This window comes from Streptomyces sp. NPDC004134 (assembly GCF_042874195.1).
Taxonomy (GTDB): domain Bacteria; phylum Actinomycetota; class Actinomycetes; order Streptomycetales; family Streptomycetaceae; genus Streptomyces.
Genome location: NZ_JBIAMS010000001.1, coordinates 516377 through 532035, shown reverse-complemented (window position 1 = coordinate 532035; position 15659 = coordinate 516377). Strand labels below are relative to the sequence as shown.

The 15659-nt window shown below is 68.7% G+C and carries 15 protein-coding genes; 5 read left to right on the top strand and 10 right to left on the bottom strand.

Annotated elements, in window-relative coordinates; translation table 11 throughout:
* Positions 1-39: 39 nt before the first annotated feature.
* Together ACFYVJ_RS02425 and ACFYVJ_RS02420 are read right to left on the bottom strand one after the other, a co-directional pair.
* A complete protein-coding gene (locus ACFYVJ_RS02425; RefSeq protein WP_388886151.1) occupies positions 40-465 on the bottom strand; it encodes a nucleoside deaminase in 426 nt (141 codons plus the stop codon).
* A gap of 89 nt (positions 466-554) precedes the next feature.
* Positions 555-938, bottom strand: a complete 384-nt coding sequence (locus tag ACFYVJ_RS02420) for a DUF805 domain-containing protein (RefSeq protein WP_388885746.1) — start codon at positions 936-938, stop codon at positions 555-557.
* Positions 939-1239: 301 nt separating this feature from the next.
* Between ACFYVJ_RS02420 and ACFYVJ_RS02415 the strand changes: the two genes are divergently transcribed.
* Positions 1240-2193 carry an ABC transporter ATP-binding protein gene (locus tag ACFYVJ_RS02415; protein WP_388885744.1) on the top strand — a complete coding sequence of 318 codons (954 nt, stop codon included), beginning with the start codon at positions 1240-1242 and terminating at the stop codon, positions 2191-2193.
* A complete protein-coding gene (locus ACFYVJ_RS02410) occupies positions 2190-2981 on the top strand; it encodes an ABC transporter permease (protein ID WP_388885741.1) in 792 nt (263 codons plus the stop codon). Before ACFYVJ_RS02415 ends, ACFYVJ_RS02410 begins: the two co-directional genes overlap by 4 nt.
* Here the strand turns inward: ACFYVJ_RS02410 and ACFYVJ_RS02405 are convergent.
* From ACFYVJ_RS02405 to ACFYVJ_RS02395, 3 genes are all read right to left on the bottom strand, one after another.
* On the bottom strand, positions 2962-6246 hold the full coding sequence (locus tag ACFYVJ_RS02405) for an ATP-binding protein (RefSeq protein WP_388885738.1): 3285 nt from the start codon (positions 6244-6246) through the stop codon (positions 2962-2964). The genes ACFYVJ_RS02410 and ACFYVJ_RS02405 overlap by 20 nt on opposite strands.
* A 252-nt stretch (positions 6247-6498) precedes the next feature.
* Positions 6499-6879 carry a DUF2255 family protein gene (locus ACFYVJ_RS02400; RefSeq protein WP_101422343.1) on the bottom strand — a complete coding sequence of 127 codons (381 nt, stop codon included), beginning with the start codon at positions 6877-6879 and terminating at the stop codon, positions 6499-6501.
* 259 nt (positions 6880-7138) lie between these two features.
* Positions 7139-8356 carry an MrcB family domain-containing protein gene (locus ACFYVJ_RS02395; RefSeq protein WP_388885735.1) on the bottom strand — a complete coding sequence of 406 codons (1218 nt, stop codon included), beginning with the start codon at positions 8354-8356 and terminating at the stop codon, positions 7139-7141.
* 221 nt (positions 8357-8577) lie between these two features.
* On the opposite strand from ACFYVJ_RS02395, the gene ACFYVJ_RS02390 reads away from it, so the two are divergent.
* Both ACFYVJ_RS02390 and ACFYVJ_RS02385 read left to right on the top strand, forming a co-directional pair.
* Positions 8578-9393, top strand: coding sequence for a DUF4433 domain-containing protein (locus ACFYVJ_RS02390; RefSeq protein ID WP_388886149.1), 816 nt, complete (start codon positions 8578-8580; stop codon positions 9391-9393).
* A gap of 44 nt (positions 9394-9437) precedes the next feature.
* Complete coding sequence (locus tag ACFYVJ_RS02385; RefSeq protein ID WP_388885732.1) at positions 9438-10529, top strand: macro domain-containing protein; 1092 nt, start codon at positions 9438-9440, stop codon at positions 10527-10529.
* Between the two features lie 71 nt (positions 10530-10600).
* On the opposite strand, the gene ACFYVJ_RS02380 is transcribed toward ACFYVJ_RS02385, so the two are convergent.
* Positions 10601-11170 carry a hypothetical protein gene (locus ACFYVJ_RS02380; RefSeq protein WP_388885729.1) on the bottom strand — a complete coding sequence of 190 codons (570 nt, stop codon included), beginning with the start codon at positions 11168-11170 and terminating at the stop codon, positions 10601-10603.
* 153 nt (positions 11171-11323) lie between these two features.
* On the opposite strand from ACFYVJ_RS02380, the gene ACFYVJ_RS02375 reads away from it, so the two are divergent.
* A complete protein-coding gene (locus ACFYVJ_RS02375) occupies positions 11324-12247 on the top strand; it encodes an FkbM family methyltransferase (RefSeq protein ID WP_388885726.1) in 924 nt (307 codons plus the stop codon).
* Between the two features lie 437 nt (positions 12248-12684).
* Here the strand turns inward: ACFYVJ_RS02375 and ACFYVJ_RS02370 are convergent, their stop codons facing one another.
* The 4 genes from ACFYVJ_RS02370 to ACFYVJ_RS02355 form a co-directional block, all read right to left on the bottom strand.
* Entirely contained in the window at positions 12685-12861 is a 177-nt protein-coding gene (locus tag ACFYVJ_RS02370; protein WP_388885724.1) for a hypothetical protein, read from the bottom strand.
* Positions 12854-13663 (bottom strand): GntR family transcriptional regulator, encoded by an 810-nt coding sequence (locus ACFYVJ_RS02365; RefSeq protein WP_388885722.1) that lies wholly within the window; start codon positions 13661-13663, stop codon positions 12854-12856. The genes ACFYVJ_RS02370 and ACFYVJ_RS02365 overlap by 8 nt, the downstream gene beginning before the upstream one ends.
* A gap of 322 nt (positions 13664-13985) precedes the next feature.
* Positions 13986-14744 carry a glycosyltransferase family 2 protein gene (locus tag ACFYVJ_RS02360; RefSeq protein WP_388886147.1) on the bottom strand — a complete coding sequence of 253 codons (759 nt, stop codon included), beginning with the start codon at positions 14742-14744 and terminating at the stop codon, positions 13986-13988.
* Positions 14745-14749: 5 nt separating this feature from the next.
* Entirely contained in the window at positions 14750-15538 is a 789-nt protein-coding gene (locus ACFYVJ_RS02355; RefSeq protein WP_388885719.1) for a GntR family transcriptional regulator, read from the bottom strand.
* Between the last annotated feature and the right edge of the window lie 121 nt (positions 15539-15659).

The window sequence follows — 15659 nt, the reverse complement described above, 5'->3', positions numbered from 1 at the left end:
CTACACATCCCGATTATCTTCTGCGGCGACGGGCCCCGCCTACGGGACGTACCCCTCGACGACCCGCCGCGCCTCGTCGTACAGATGCGGCCCCTCGCTCCGCACCGCCGCCCGCGCGGCACCGCGCTGCACCTCACGTAGCTGAGCGCCCGACAGGGCGTACACCACCCGCCCGAGCCCCGACCGGGCCAGCGCCCCCGCGCACATCCCGCACGGCTCGCAGCTCGTGTACATCGTCGTCCCCGCCGCGGTCGCCGCGTCCAGCTCCCGCGCCGCCCACCGCGCGAGCTTCAGCTCGGGGTGCGCGGTGATGTCCCCGTCCGTGACGGTGGTGTTCCGGTCCTCGGCCAGCACGTCCCCGCCGGGCCCCACGAGCAGCGAGCCGAACGGCCCGTTCCCCTCGCCACGTGCCTCCCTCGCCAACTCGAACGCCCGCCGCAGAAACCGCTCCTCGCCACGCTCCACCGTCACCACTCCCTCCGCACGACCGACGAGGGGGATTCAACCCGACGGAAGGGCCGCGGGGCAGCCGCCACACCTGGTGCGTACGGGACTCACGCTCCGTCGGCGCGCGGCATGCCGCTTGCCTGGGGCCAGGGCGCTTCGCGCACCGGGATCGGAGCGGCATCCGGATGGCGCCCGTACCGGTTGTCCCCCAGGCCGCTCTTCACCACCATGAAGACGAAGTACACGATCCAGCCCACCGGGCCGGCGAACCACAGGAGAAGCCACCAGCCCGACCTGCCCGAGTCGTGCAGTCGCCGGACGTTCACCGCGAGCCAGGGCGGGAAGGTCGCCAGGAGATAGGTGCTGGTCGCCAACGAGACGGCGAGCGACCCGGACAACTCCCGCGCTGCCATGAGGGCGACGGCCGGAATCAGGGTGAGCAGGAAGAACGACCAGTACTCCCGCCGGCCCGCCCGCCCGGTGAAGTCCACGTACTTTCTGAACGGTAAGAAGCAGATGCTCACAAGATCCTCCAGGTGAACGCAGAGTGGAGGCGAGGGAATCTAGCGGTGACCGCATGTCTGGACCAGACCTTGGAATCGGGCATTCCGGTCGCGGGGTCCGGCAGGCCCGTGATTCATGTCACGGTTGTGCGAACGGTCGTCACGGTTCCCTCCCGACTCCCCGCCGCGCCCGCCGTGACCTGCGGATTTCATCGGCTTTCAGGTTCCCGCCGGGCGTTGAAACCGAGCTGAAAGGCCGTTGAGCGCGGGGCCCCGCAAGCTTCGGGCCATGACGACGACCACCGACACACCCGCCATCGCCGCCACCGGGCTGCGCAAGTCGTACGGCGACAAGACCGTCCTCGACGGCATCGACCTGCACGTGCCGGAGGGCACCGTCTTCGCCCTCCTCGGCCCGAACGGCGCCGGCAAGACCACCGCCGTGAAGATCCTGTCCACCCTCATCACCGCCGACGCCGGCGCCATCAGCGTCGCGGGCCACGACCCGGCCACCCACCCCGACGCCGTACGCGCCGCGATCGGGGTCACCGGCCAGTTCTCCGCCGTCGACAACCTCATCACCGGCGAGGAGAACATGCGCCTCATGGCGGACCTGCACCACCTGCCGCGCGCCGAGGGCCGCCGGATCACCGCCGAGTTGCTGGAGCGCTTCGACCTCACCGACGCCGCCACCCGGCCCGCGTCCACCTACTCCGGCGGCATGCGCCGCCGCCTCGACATCGCCATGACCCTCGTCGGCAGCCCGCGGATCATCTTCCTCGACGAGCCGACCACCGGCCTCGACCCGCGGTCCCGCCACAACATGTGGCAGATCATCCGCGAGCTGCTGACCGACGGCGTCACCGTCTTCCTCACCACCCAGTACCTCGAAGAGGCCGACGAACTCGCCGACACCATCGCCGTGCTGCACGGCGGCGGGATCGCCGCCCAGGGCACCGCCGCCGAGCTGAAGCGGCTCGTCCCCGGCGGCCACGTGCGGCTGCGCTTCGAGGATCCCGGGGCGTACGAGCGGGCCGCCGGCGCGCTGCGCGAGACCGTACGCGACGACCAGGCGCTGACGCTGCAGATACCCAGCGACGGCACCCAGCGGGAGCTGCGCGCGATCCTCGACTGGCTGGAGGCCGCCGACGTGCACGCCGACACCCTCACCGTCCACACCCCCGACCTCGACGACGTCTTCTTCGCCCTGACCGCCACGCCCGAGAAGGAAGCCGCCCGATGAGCACCCTCGCCCTGGCCGTACGCGACTCCTCCACCATGCTGCGCCGCAACCTGCTGCACGCCCGGCGCTACCCCTCCATGACCCTCAACCTGCTGCTCACCCCGGTCATGCTGCTCCTGCTCTTCGTCTACGTCTTCGGCGACACCATGAGCGCCGGCCTCGCCGGCGGCGCCCCCGACCGCGACGTGTACATCGCCTACGTCGTGCCGGGACTGCTGCTCATGACCATCGGCAGCACCACGATCGGCACCGCCGTCTCCGTCGCCACCGACATGACCGAGGGCATCGTCGCCCGCTTCCGTACGATGGCGATCCACCGCGGCTCCGTGCTCATCGGGCACGTCCTCGGCAGCGTGCTGCAGTGCCTGGCCAGCGTCGTCTTCGTCGGCGTCATCGCCGTGGCCATCGGCTTCCGCTCCACCGACGCGACCGTGCTGGAGTGGCTCGCCGCCCTCGGGCTGCTGGTGCTCTTCGCGATGGCGCTGACCTGGATCGCCGTCGGCATGGGGCTCGTCAGCCCGAACGCCGAGGGGGCCAGCAACAACGCCACGCCGCTGATCCTGCTGCCGCTGCTGTCCAGCGCGTTCGTGCCGCTCGACGCGATGCCCGGGTGGTTCCGGCCGATCGCCGAGTACCAGCCCTTCACCCCGGCGATCGAGACCCTGCGGGGGCTGCTGCTGGGCACGGAGATCGGGCACGACGGGTGGCTGGCCGTCGCCTGGTGCCTGGGGCTGATCGTGCTCGGCTACCTGTGGTCCAAGGCGTCGTTCAACCGCGACCCGAAGTGACCGGAATGAGCCCGCGGGCCACCTCGCGCAGCTCGCTCCGCCCCAGGGCGGCGTACTCCGACACCGCGTCGGCGTACGCCGCCCCGTCGGCGTCCTGCGCGGCGCGGCGGGCGCGGTCGACGGAGAGGGTGGGGTGGAACGCCTGCGGCACGTACAGCCGGTCGGCGAGCGCCAGAAGCCGTACGGCGTCCGGCTCGCCCTCGGCGAGGCGGACCAGGCCGAGGCACAGCACGGCGGTGCCGTCGACGGAGGCTTCGGCGGGGATCTCCCCGTCGGGTCGGGGGCCGTGTCCTGGGCCGTCGGCCAGGAGGGTACGTATCCTGCGCTCCACCTCCGCGACGAGCCCGGCGACGGGCTCCAGGCGGCCGGCGTACGCGTGCGCGGCGACGGCCGCGGCGGCGATGTGCAGGCCCCAGGAGTCGTCGAGGGGATCGGGCGGCGCGGCCGGCGCGGGCTCCGGCCCGGCAGCCGGCGCGGGCGCCGACCCGGGCACTGCCGCCGACCCGGGCACTGCCGCCGACCCGGGCACTGCCGCCGACCCGGGCGCCGCGACCGGCGGGTACGGCGTCTCCGCCGGCCGCCCGGACCGCAGCTTCTCCACCGCCGTACGCCACCGCTTCAGCCCCAGCTCCGTCAGTCCCCGCGACAGCGCGATCTCACCCCACCCCGCCATCTCCGCCGCCAGCAACTCCGGCTGCTCCGCCGCCGACCGCGCCTCCTCCACCAGCCGCAGCCACTCCTCCGCCTCGTCCGGCTTCCCGCGCTGGAGGCACGCCAGCACCAGCCCGCGCCGCAGCCCCGTCGTCGGCGACTGGTCGCTCAGGTGCGCCATCGCGTCCAGCGCCGCCAGCAGATGCCCGTACGCCTCCTCGCCCAGGCCGCCCTCCAGGCACAGCTCGGCGCAGCGGGAGTGGCCGAGGAGGCTGAGGGACGGGTTGGGCACGGCGTCGACCGCGGTGAGCGTCCGGCGCGCGGCGGCCAGCGCGCGCTCCGGCTCGTGGGCGTGCTCCAGCAGGTAGCTGACGACGCACTCGGCGATGCCGGCGAGCAACGGGGCGTCGCTCGCGCGGAGTTCGTCCAGGGCTTCGAAGTGCGGCGGGCGTACGTCAGGCACGGCGCACAGCACGACGGCGAGCGCCCGCAGCAGGGTGTCCGGCTCGGCGGGCGGAAGGCGGCGCAGGGTGGCGAGGTGGCGCGGCTGGAGCGGCCCGTAGCCCATGAAGGGGGCGGCGGTGCACAGGGCGCTCAGGGTGCGGGTGACCTCGGTGTGGCGGGGGTCGGGACGGTAGTGCGACAGCGGGCGGGCGGTGTCGGCGGCCAGGGCGAAGCTGCGGTGGAAGCTCGCCGAGTCGGTGATCCAGATGCCGGCGAGGACGGCGCCGGCCGCGGCGGTGGCGGCGTGGTCGCCGCGGGCGAGGGCGTAGCGCAGGGCGAGTACGAGGTTGTCCTGCTCGGCGCGCAGAGGCGCCCAGTGGCGTAGCGGCTCGGGGCCGAAGAGCGCGTCGTGGCGGGCGACCCCGAAGTCCCGTGCCCAGCCCAGGAAACGGGCCCTGACCGCCTCGTCCTCACCGGCCGCCGCGCGCCGGGCGGCGCTGAACTCCCGCACCGTCTCCAGCATGTGGAAACGGATCCCGGCGGCGGTGTCCGCGGCCTTCAGCAGCGACTGGTCCACCAACTGCTCCAGCAGCTCCAGCGCGTCCCCACTGGTCAGCAACTGCTCCGCGGCCTCCGCCGTGAAGCCGCCGGGGAAGACCGACAGCGCCCGCAGCGCGGCGCGGGCCTCCTCCTCCAGCAGGTTCCAGCTCCACTCCACGACGGCGTGCAGCGTGCGGTGCCGCTCGGGCGCGTCCCGCGACCCGCCGCGCAGCAGCGCGAACCGGTCGCCCAGCCGCCGCGCGATCTCCGGTACGGACAGCACCCGCACCCGCGCCGCCGCCAGCTCCACGGCCAGCGGCAGCCCGTCGAGGTGCCGGCACAGCTCCGCGACGGCGGCGGGCGGGAGTTCGGCGTCGGGGCGGGCGGCGCGGGCGCGCTGGGCGAAGAGTTCGGCGGAGGTCGCGGGGGTGAGCTGGGGGAGGTGGTAGACGGCCTCGGAGCTGAGCCCGAGGGGCGCGCGGCTGGTGACGAGCACGCGGAGGTCGGCGGCGCTGGTCAGCAGGTCACGTACGAGATCGGCGGCGCCGTGCACGACCTGCTCGCAGTTGTCGAGCACGAGCAGCGCGGGCTGGCCGCCGAGGGCGGCGATGAGGGTGGCGTGGACGTCGGCGCCCGGGGCGCCGCTGCCGCCGCCCACCGCGGAGGCCACCTCGCCGGCCACGTCCTCGTCCGCGCGGACGCCGGCCAGCGAGACGAAGTGCACGAGCCGCTGCTCCGCGCGCCGGCTGACGGTGTACGCGAGCCGCGTCTTGCCGAGGCCGCCGGGCCCGACGATCGAGGTGAGCCGGGAGGAGTGCAGCAGGGCGCCGACCGCGGCGAGGTCGCCGTCGCGGCCGAGCAGCGGGTTGGGGTCGTGCGGCACGCCGTGCCGGACGACGGGGGCCTCGGCCCGTAGCAGCTCCTGGTGGACGGCCCTGAGCGCGGCACCCGGGTCGGCGCCGAGGTCGTCGCGGAGCCGGCGCCGGTACGTGTCGTAGCGGGCGAGCGCCGCCGCGGACCCGGCGGCCGCGGCCTCGGCGCGGAGCAGCTCCGCGAGCACCTCCTCGTCGCGGGGCGAGTCGCCGTGGAGCCGGGCCAGCGGCGCGGCGGCCTCGGCGCGCCGGCCGGTCCGCGCGAGGGCGAGGGCCCTGGCCCGTACGAGATCGCCGTACACCGGCGCCCGCTCGGCCCGCAGCTCCGCCACCGGATCGCCGGGCACCGCCGCCGCCTCCGGCGGCGCGTCCCAGAACCCGAGCCCCTCCTCGGCGGCGGCGAGCGCCGCGGCGTGGTCCCCGGCCCGTACGGCACGCGCCGCGTCCTCGGCGCACCGCTCGACGGCCGCGGTGTCGACCTGCTCCGCCGCCAGCGCCAGCCGGTACCCGGTCGGCGTGCTGACGACGACGTCCGCCCCGACCTGGGCGCGGGCACGGGAGACCAGGATGCGCAGCGCGTTCGCCGGATCCGCCGGCAGCTCCTCGCCCCACAGCCCGTCCACCAGCCGCCCCACGCTGCACCCGCCCCGCAGCTCCCCGGCGAGCAGGGCGAGCAGGCCGCGTACGCGCGGCGCGGTGATCTCCCGCCCGCGGAAGGCGACGCGCGACAGAAAGGTCAGCTCGACGCGGCCGGTCACGGCCTGCGACCGGCCGCGCTGAATCCGGAGGGGGGCGGCTCGGTGGTGTCGGTCACGGCGGCGGCTCCCTCCACGAGAACGGGTGTGCGGGCAGCCTATAGCCAGGGCTTACGGGCCACCCCACCGAAATCGTCGACGCCGGCGGGGGCCCCTGACGGCGCCGGGACGCCGCCCGCCTCTCCAGCCGGCCGGAGAACCGGGCGGCGCCCGGCGGCGCCTGGCCCGGCCCTGGGCCTCGGAGGGGCCTCCGGGTCAGCGCGGCACGAGCCGGATGGTGGCGGCCTGCGCCTGCGGCGTCACGACGGTGCCGAAGATGTCGGCGGGATAGCGCCCGTACTTCGCCCGGTACGCGGCATCCACCCGCGGCGTGGTCTCACCCGCGTCGCCCACGTCCACGAAGGCGACCTCCTTGTCGACACCCCCGGCCCGGATCCGCCCCTCAAGCCGCGCCCGGGTCCCCCGGAACCACGGCCCCTGCGCCCCCTTCACGGACCGCACGTAGACGTCGTCCCCGTCCCGTACGACCCACATGGTCACGGGATCCCGCAGACTGCCGTCGCCCCGCAACGACTGCAGATTCAACTCCTCGGCGGTCCCGATCCGCTCCAGCTCGTCATCCGTCCAACCGGCCATAACGGCTCCTCCGCTCCGTACCCCAAGCAAGACCCATACAGCCCAAAACCTAAACAAACCACCCCCCACCCGCACCCCCACAGCAGCCAATCGAGCACAACCCCACAACCCCCGGCCGCAACGCGGCACTTACACGGAGTCCGGGAACGCGAAAGGGCCCGCCCAGCATGCATGCTGGTCACGGACCCTTTTCGTGATGGTGGCGGCGCCAGGATTCGAACCTGGGAAGGCTGAGCCGGCAGATTTACAGCGGGCTGACTCAACCACCTGCAGCCTGCGCTTCTTCCTCCTCATGGCGCTGGTGGGGGACACTTGGGGGAAGCAGGGGTTGCTCTACAGCAGCGACCTCAGTGGGCTGAGTGTCCACCTGCGTGCGGTACGCGTACGAGATCACCGTGAGGTCGTCGTCTTCCACTTTCCATGGGGAGGTGCAGTGGAGGACGCCCCCGGATGTTCTCGGCTCCGTGCCCGTTCGGTCGAGCTGGATCGAGTGCACGACCACCAAAGCGTTGTCCGGGTAGTACGTACGCTGTTTCTCGACCTCGGCGCGGGTGAGGATCACCTCTGTCCCGACGGAAGTCGTCCCCTTGACCTCAGCGCGCATCTTCCGTTCTCCGCACGTAAGGAGAAGATCGAACGACTCTCTGTCGCCGACGTCTTTGACCGTCCAGCCGTGGGCTTGGAAGTGCTCGGTGGCCATGCGGACGCTGTGGAGCTCGATGGCCTTCCTCTCGCTGGCTGTAAGGAGGAAGCCCTGACCCGATTGGTGAGGCCGCGTGGCGCCGCGGGTACGGCGGCCGGCGGTCCTCGCCGCGCTGTGTTCCGCTTCCATCACCTCCGGGATGGGGTCTCCCGGGATGTAGGGAGCCATGCGCTCGGACTCGTACAGGGTGCGTAGAAGCTGGGTCATGTAGCGCAGATCCGCCAGCAGGGTGTCCTGTGGAGGGATCTGGTTGCGCTCGTAGGTGATCGCAACGACGTTGCCAGGCTCGTATCCACGCCCCAATGGGGTTCTGGCGTCCAGTTGGATGGTGTCGGACAGGTCTGACCGGACGCCCATTATCTCTGTCAGCATCGGGCGCGCCCACTCGACACGGGCCCGCAGGTCTTGGACTCTCCGTGCCTTGAAAACACCACCAGTCCAGATCGTCGTCCCTTGGTTCAGCGACAGATAGACCCGCTGTCCGGATGCGCTGAACAGGTAGACGACGTACCATCCGGTGGTCGAGCTGGGTGATTGCTCGCGCCCGAACACGCGAACCCACGGGATCTCCGACTTGAGCCCCGTGCCGTCGCGCCCCTCAACGCCCAGGTTGTCGAGCGAAACGCCCAGCGATCCCGCTAGAGGAGTGGAGTGCGCCCGCAACAGCTCGGGCAGCTGGTGGCGGATGACGTTACCCCGCTCCTTCATCGCATCCGTGTTCGATGCCGACCAAGACGGCTGGAGTTCCAGGACCTTACTCAGGAGATCGTTCACGTGCGGCAGCGTAGCGCTGACCTCTGACAGCCAAGTGATGGTGAACCTGCGGTGTCCAAGGGCGAATTGGTGCCCGTGCGGAGCGGGGATGGAACCGAAGTGGCTGACTTGGCACGAGGTGGCGCAGCTTGGGGCGGATGCGTTGGAGGGAACGCCAGGCCTCCCAAAGGTACGAGTGATCAACTTCGATCTTGTTGGGTGACGCCGCCCACCTACTAGCTGTGCGGCGAGGGGGCAGGTCAGACGGGGGGTGGGCGCACAGCAGCGAACGATGCCGACATGCACGGGAGCGGGCGCGCCCTTCAGGCCCGCGCAGCGATGCCAACGCAAGGCCTGCCGGCGCTGGGCCATATGGAGGGTGCCGCACACGGAGTGAACTGTGGTATGCACTCCCGGTGACACAAGTTGGTGAACGACAGTTGTTCCACTTCACCCACATACGGAACCTGCAAGGCATCTTCGCGGACAAGTGCTTGGTGTCCGACACGACCATGCAACTTCGCGGCGGTGTGCCTGTGGAGTGCGGTGATCGTGACATCAAGGCTGCTCGACGCACTAGACGTGTCTTGGTGCACCCCTACGGGGTGCCATCCGACTACGTGCCGTTCTACTTCGCGCCACGGTCGCCGATGCTGTACAAGATCAATAAGGGCAGCGTGCCTACCTATCAGGAAGGTCAGACTCCGCTTGTGTACTTCGTCACAACGGTTGATGCCGCCGTTGCCACAGGTCAGTGCTGCGTCTTCAGTGACGGCAACTGCGCCGCCGAGATCACCCGCCACTTCGATCAACTCGATTTGCTCGCTGAAGTGGTTGACTGGAAGGTAATATCCGCTCGAATATGGGCGAACACGGCAGATGACGGTGATCGCATGAGGCGTCGTATGGCCGAGTTCCTGGTACATGAACGACTGCCGCTCTCGGCGGTCTGTGAAGTCGCTGCGTACGACCATGCACACGCTGAGCAGGTGAGCAGCGTGCTCAGGTCGGCATCGGTTGACTTGCCTGTGAGTGTCAGACGCACGTGGTACTACTGAATCAAGGGCAGCTGAGGTCTAGACAACGCAGAGGAAGGATCACAATGATCACCCGTGGTACCGGCAATCTGCTTCTGGCGGATGTTGAAGCCCTTGTGAACACGGTCAATACCGTGGGTGTCATGGGCAAAGGCATCGCTTTGCAGTTCAAGCGGGCGTTCCCAGGGAATTTTGAAGATTATAAAGACGCGTGTGACCGTGGTGAAGTGGACGTAGGTCGCATGCATGTCTATGAGGTTGAGCAACTAAGCGGTCCGCGGTTCATTATTAACTTCCCGACCAAGCGTCACTGGAAAGCGAAATCGCGACTGGAGGACATTGCTTCCGGGCTGACGGCGCTACGCGATGAAATCGTGGAGCGAGGGATTAAGTCCATCGCGGTGCCTCCGTTGGGTTGTGGTAATGGCGGCTTGGAGTGGCGTGATGTTGGCCCATTGATCTCGCAAATCCTCGGAACAATTCCAGACGCGGAGATCCGAGTGTGGGAACCTTCGGGTGCTCCGCGCCCCGATGCGATGCCCAACTTCACTGATCAACCTCCGATGAACCCCCAACGTGCTGCGTTCGTTGCTGCGTTGAACCGCTACATTCGAAGTTCTCTCGGGCGGGGGCTGGCCTTTGAAGCCCGAGTGTCACTGCTCGAAGTGCACAAGGTGATGTACTTCTTGCAGAGACTCGGACTCCCTCTTGGGCTTCGGTTCGAAAAGGGGATCTATGGCCCATATTCCTCGAACCTCGACAAGGCAGTATCGGCTATGGAAGGCCACTTCATCACTGGATACGGTGATGGTACAAGTGGAGCGCAAGCAATTCTTGAACTCAACAAAGATGCAGTCGATGAAGCTGAGGGATTCTTGGTGGGATCCGTCGAATTCCGGCGGGTGTCCGATAAATTCTCGGAGCTTGTTGCAGGGTTTGAGGACGCTTTCGGAATGGAATTGCTCAGCACGGTATCATTCGCTGCTGATGAGCTGATTGAGCGCCCGGTAACGCCTGAGAAGGTACTCGAATGCATAAGCAGTTGGAATCAGCGCAAGCGTCAGCTATTTACTGATCCTCACGTCCACACTGCACTTTCGCGACTATCTCAGGCCGGGCTGCTCGATGCCAGTCACACCAGCAACGAATCGCAGTGAGCTCAGCTGTGTGACAAAGTGACGGCTGTGACCCCTGGTGTTGCCGCCTCCGTCTTCAGGCGTGCGAGGTCTCAGACAGTGTCGTCGTCCCGCCCCTGTCGGGCCGGTGGGAGCAGGAGGTCGCGTTGAGGGTGTTGTTGACCGGTGACGCGGCCGAAGACTCCGAGGTCTTCGCGGGCGGAGTCGTGGAAGGCATTGATTCGCTGGAACACTGTGCGGTGGCGTTGGCGCCACTCGGCGAGGGTGCCCGTGGTGCGGCCGGTGGCCTGCCAGTCGATCTCCTGGGCTATGGCGTTGACCTCGTGGCCGGCTTCTACGACTCGGTCACCGCCGAGGAGCATGATGCGCTCGAAGGCCCGGCCGCGTAAGCGGATGGCCTCGGCCAGCTCCGTTGAGAGGTCCTGTTCGCTCCGCTCGGCCTCAAGGATGCCCTCCCGGTGCTCGTAGAGGGACACGGCTAGAAACACGCAGGCGCGCACCCGGTCGATGTAGTCGCCGTAGGCGTCGAGCTTCTTGTCATCCCACCGCGTGTGCAACTCGTGGCGGAGGCGTCGGCGTTCCGAGAGTGTGTTGGTGACGTAGGTCATCGCTGCGCCGACGAGCACCGCGGAGATCGTCAGGAGTTGCTGGCCCAGCTCCACGTCGTTCCGCCCTCCCCGGCCAGACTCGTCAAGACGTCTTGAGGATTCTAGGGAACGGGGCGGCGCCCAGGGAACGGGCATCCTGAGCCAGTCCTAGGGCGTCTCGGCAGCGGCGTTATCGTTCGGGGTAACCCCGGCGGAGAGGCATACGCAATGCGGAGCACGATCGCAGAGACGCTGGTCACCCTCGGCCGGCGGTACGTGCGCGACGCCCCGGTGCCCGTTGGGAAGGCGGCGCTGGCTGCGCGCTTCCTGAACCCGTATCTCCGCGATCACCCTAGGCAGCGGGTCACGGAAGCACTGTTCGGGGCGCGGTTCGCCGTCGACACACGCGACCTCATCCAGCGGTACGTGTACCTGTTCGGCATCTGGGAGCCGAACATGACGAGCTGGCTACAGGGGAGGCTCCGCCCCGGGGACACGTTCGTGGACGTCGGCGCTCACGTCGGGTACTTCAGCGTGCTTGCATCGCGGTTGGTGGGGGATGCCGGACACGTGGTGGCCATCGAAGCGTCTCCGGAGTTCTACGGCCGGCTCCGGCACCATGTCGGCCTCAACGGCTTGGGCAACGTGCGGGCGGTCAACGCCGCAGTGTCTGACAGTCGGGAGACTCTGACGTTCATCCTGGCCAGTTCGATCAACACGGGGGCGAACAGCATCGTCCCGTATGACGGCCCGATTGAGTCGTCCTTCGAGGCCGAGGCGTGCCCGCTGCCGGAGCTGCTGGAGCCGGCCGAAGTCGCACAGGCGCGCATCATCAAAGTGGACGTCGAAGGTGCGGAGGGGAAGGTGGCCCGGGGCCTGGCTCCCCTGCTGGACCAACTCCGCCCTGACGCAGAGATCACGATCGAAGTGACTCCGGAGCGAATGGCGCAACTGGGCGACTCCGTAGACGAGCTGATGGAGACCATGACGCGGGCCGGCTTTCACGTCTACCGCCTGGCCAACGACTATGCACCGGGGAGCTATCCGCCGGCGCTTCGGCAACCGGCGGCCGTTCCGACGCGACTGCGAGGGCGGGTCGACGGCGAGAGCGATCTGATCTTTTCGAGGGTGGACGCGGACGAACTTGCGTGAGCTGACGAGCGAGGGCCGGTCCCCGACGCTGAGGTGTCGGGGACCGGCCCTCGCTGTAGCGCTTCTCAGCTACGGGCGTCGAGCCTTGAGTGCTCTGCTGGCCTTGCGGCGCCACGCCCGATACCACTCGGTGAGAGGCCGCTTTGCCACGTCTCCGTGACCGCCAATCGTGTCCAGCCGGGTTCCCCGAGACTTGGCGACTCGCAGAGCATCGCGCAGTGCCTCGCTCAGCCGCTGCGTCACGAATCGCAGTTCGGTCTTGCTCGGCTTGTCGTTGAGTAGGGCCTCGGACATACGCAGGACGTCCTCGCCGGTGTCGAGCTGCTGGCTCTCCAGAAGGTCTGCGTACTCCGAGAGCCACCCGCCCTCTCGTACATAGCAGGGGCGCCCCTGGTCGTTCACCCAGGGCAAAAGCCGTAGTTCGGGTCCCTGTGGGTTCACGTCTGCACCTCGGCCTCTGCGTGAGCGCTCTTGACGTGTCGCTTCCGCAGGACCCGGACGTCGGTTACGCCGCTCCAGTCGTACTTACCTCGCGCGGCGCGCAACTGCTCGTCCAGGTCCAGGCATTCGCCGCAATTCTCGTCCGCGACCTCGTTCTTCCAGTCATCAATCACGTGATACCTCCTTGTCGCTCTCCGCCGGGTTCAGGCCGTGGACGAGCTGGTTTGCTTCGTGGTGGTCGGCTGCCGGTGCCGAGGACTCGCACTCTTCGCTGGAGAGCGCGAAGTGGGTGGTGAAAATCGCCTCCGCGCACTGGCCTGGGATGACGACTACCGATGCTTCGACCACTCGGCCGGCGACATCAATGAGCGTCCGTCCGACCACAAGCACCGTCCCCCTCGGGCTGATGTGCAGCGTGCGGGCCTCGGTGGACGTGGGCAGTCGTGCAATGAGCCGTTCTGTGCTGGAGGCCAGTCGTACGCCTGACTCCGCCAACTGCTGACGGATGTCGTGTCCCCAAGGGTGCAAGGAGCGCTTCGGCGAGATCAGCGCAGCCAGCCGTGCCGGCACGTAAGCGTGGGTCAGGCTCCGGGGGCGAGTGCCCCGGCGGGCGAGGTAGGTGTACGCGATCACTGTGTCGCCCTGCTCTATCTCAAGGAGGGCAGCAACGGAGTTGTCTGCCTTCGTCTCCGTCCTACTGACGAAGGTGTTGAGGTCGTGCCCGTCCGTCATACGTGCAGTGCCGGGGTAGATCAGTCGGTCTGCGGGCCAGCGCACGAAGTTGCCGCTGCCGTGGCGCTTGTCCAGCAAGCCTTCGTTCTGCAGTTGTTCGAGCGCGAGCCTGAGGGTAGGGCGGCTGACGCCGTACTGAACTGCAAGTTTGTCCTCGGCAGGGAGCCGTGTGCCGTTCGGGTAGCTCCCCTGACTGATCAGCGTTCTCAACTGCTCAGCGACGTCCCAGTATTGAGTCGCCATGCGTGTGATCACCTCCAATCGGCTCGTGCGGCAACGGGAGTGAAGCGGGACCGCCACTTGCGGCGCCGGCGAGTGCGCGCGCCGCTGCTGGGACCGTGAGTGGGCATGAGGAGGTTCCTCCCTCATGAGCGTCCGGGAGGAGAAGCCATCACAACTCCTTAAGTTATCTTAAGGAGTTGCGATGCGGAGTCAAGCCACGGTCTTCACTGGTGGTCGAGCCTGTGGTGGAGGGCGGCAGGGTGCCGCGTGTGTGCAGCTAGGGGGAGCGCCTTCGTGGCGCTCCCCCTGCCTCTGGTTGCGTCGAGCTGAGCTACGGCACCGATCAGCCGTGGAGTGGAATGGTCCAGTCGAAGTCCGTCAGCGTGTGGGCCCTGGCCGCGATGACGGACATGCGGGCTTCCAGCTCCGCTGCGTTGCTGTGGGACGCCTGGCTGGTCATCTGGCCTGGCCACTTGCGGTAGAGCAGGCCCGATTCGCGGATGAACCAGCCGCGGCTGACCGCGTTGAGGGCGAGGAGAAGGCCCGTGTCCTCCGAGGCCGGCAGGGCCATCCAGCCGCCGAGGGCGAGCAGCAGGTCACGGCGTACGCAGAGGGTTGCCGGATGGACCTGGGCGCGGAAGTCGTTGGCCTCCCAGTGTTCCAGCACTGCTCCGCGCTCGACCGGGCCGTCGTCCGGGTCCTGGTCGAAGCCGGCGGTTGAGCCGTCCGGTAGGAGGTCGAGGACGCGCGAAGTCGTCCAGCCGACGTCCGGGTTGGCGTCCAGGACGGCGATGTCCCGGGCCAGTGCGCCGGGCGTCAACTGGTCGTCGGCGTCGAGCACCTTCACGTATTCGCCGTGCGCTTCTGCCAGCGCCATCGTCCGCGTCACTCCGGGGCCGCCGCCGCGGCCTTGGCGGAACGTCACGCGGACGTCGTTCGGCACGTGGGGCGCCACTTCCTCGCCCGTGCCGTCCTCCCGGATGGACCAGTGCCACTCCCAGCCGGCCGGAAGCTCCTGCATCTCCAGGGACTTGTACGCATCCTGAAGGTACGCGGCGGACGGCGCGTGGACGGCGGTTACGACCGAGATGCGGCGGGCCATCGTGGTCACCACCGCTCCAGGTGCGTGACGACGTGCACGTGGGTCCGGTCACCCGGCAGCGTGATGTCCGAGATCTCCACCGGCCGGTCGGTCGTGTCGTACGAGACCTTGCGCGCCAGGAGGACGGGCATCCCCGGCGGAAGTTCCAGCTCCTCCGCCTCCTCCGGCGTCGGGGGCCGGGTGGTGAAGCGTTCTTCTATCCGGGCCAGCTCGATGCCAACTGTGTGGAGTTGGTTCATGGTCCCGCCCGGCCACGGCTCCTTCGTCTCGTCCAGGAGGTCCGGGTTCTCCGCGACCATGTCGCGGACGAGGTACGAGGTGACCAGCGCGAACGGCGCCCGCTCCGCGGCGTAGCGCGTGCGGTAGGTGCGTTCGACGAGGGCCGTGCCCTGGGGCACGCCGAAGGCGTCGGCAATGTCCTTCGATGCCTCGATCTGCTTGTACGAGGCGTGGAAGACCAGGTCATCCACCTTGAGGCCGGTGTCGTACTCAGTCGCGCCGGTCTTCAGCCGGTGCTCCTCAGCCTCGCGCGCCCGGTCCTTCTCCCACTGGTGGCGTTCGTTGGTCCGCAGCACCGTGCTCCGCGGGCGCCGGACGAAGCTGCCCCTGCCGTGCTGCTTGTCGATCAATCCTTCGTACTGCAGTACCCGGAGGGCTGCCTGCACGGTCGGCCCGCTCTTCCCGTACCGCTCCACCAACTCCGCTTCGGAGGGGAGCCGGTCGCCGGGTTTGAGGTCGCCGTCGCGGATCGACCCGCGGAGGTCGTTCGCGATGCGCTCGTATTCCTTCGCCACGGCTCGTGTCCCTTGTCATCGCCTCGGAGCCCCAGGTGGAGGGCGCTGTCACGTGACACCAGCCTAGCGCTCCTAAAGAGGACTTGACGAGTTGAGCGACGTACGTCATAGTCATGGCACT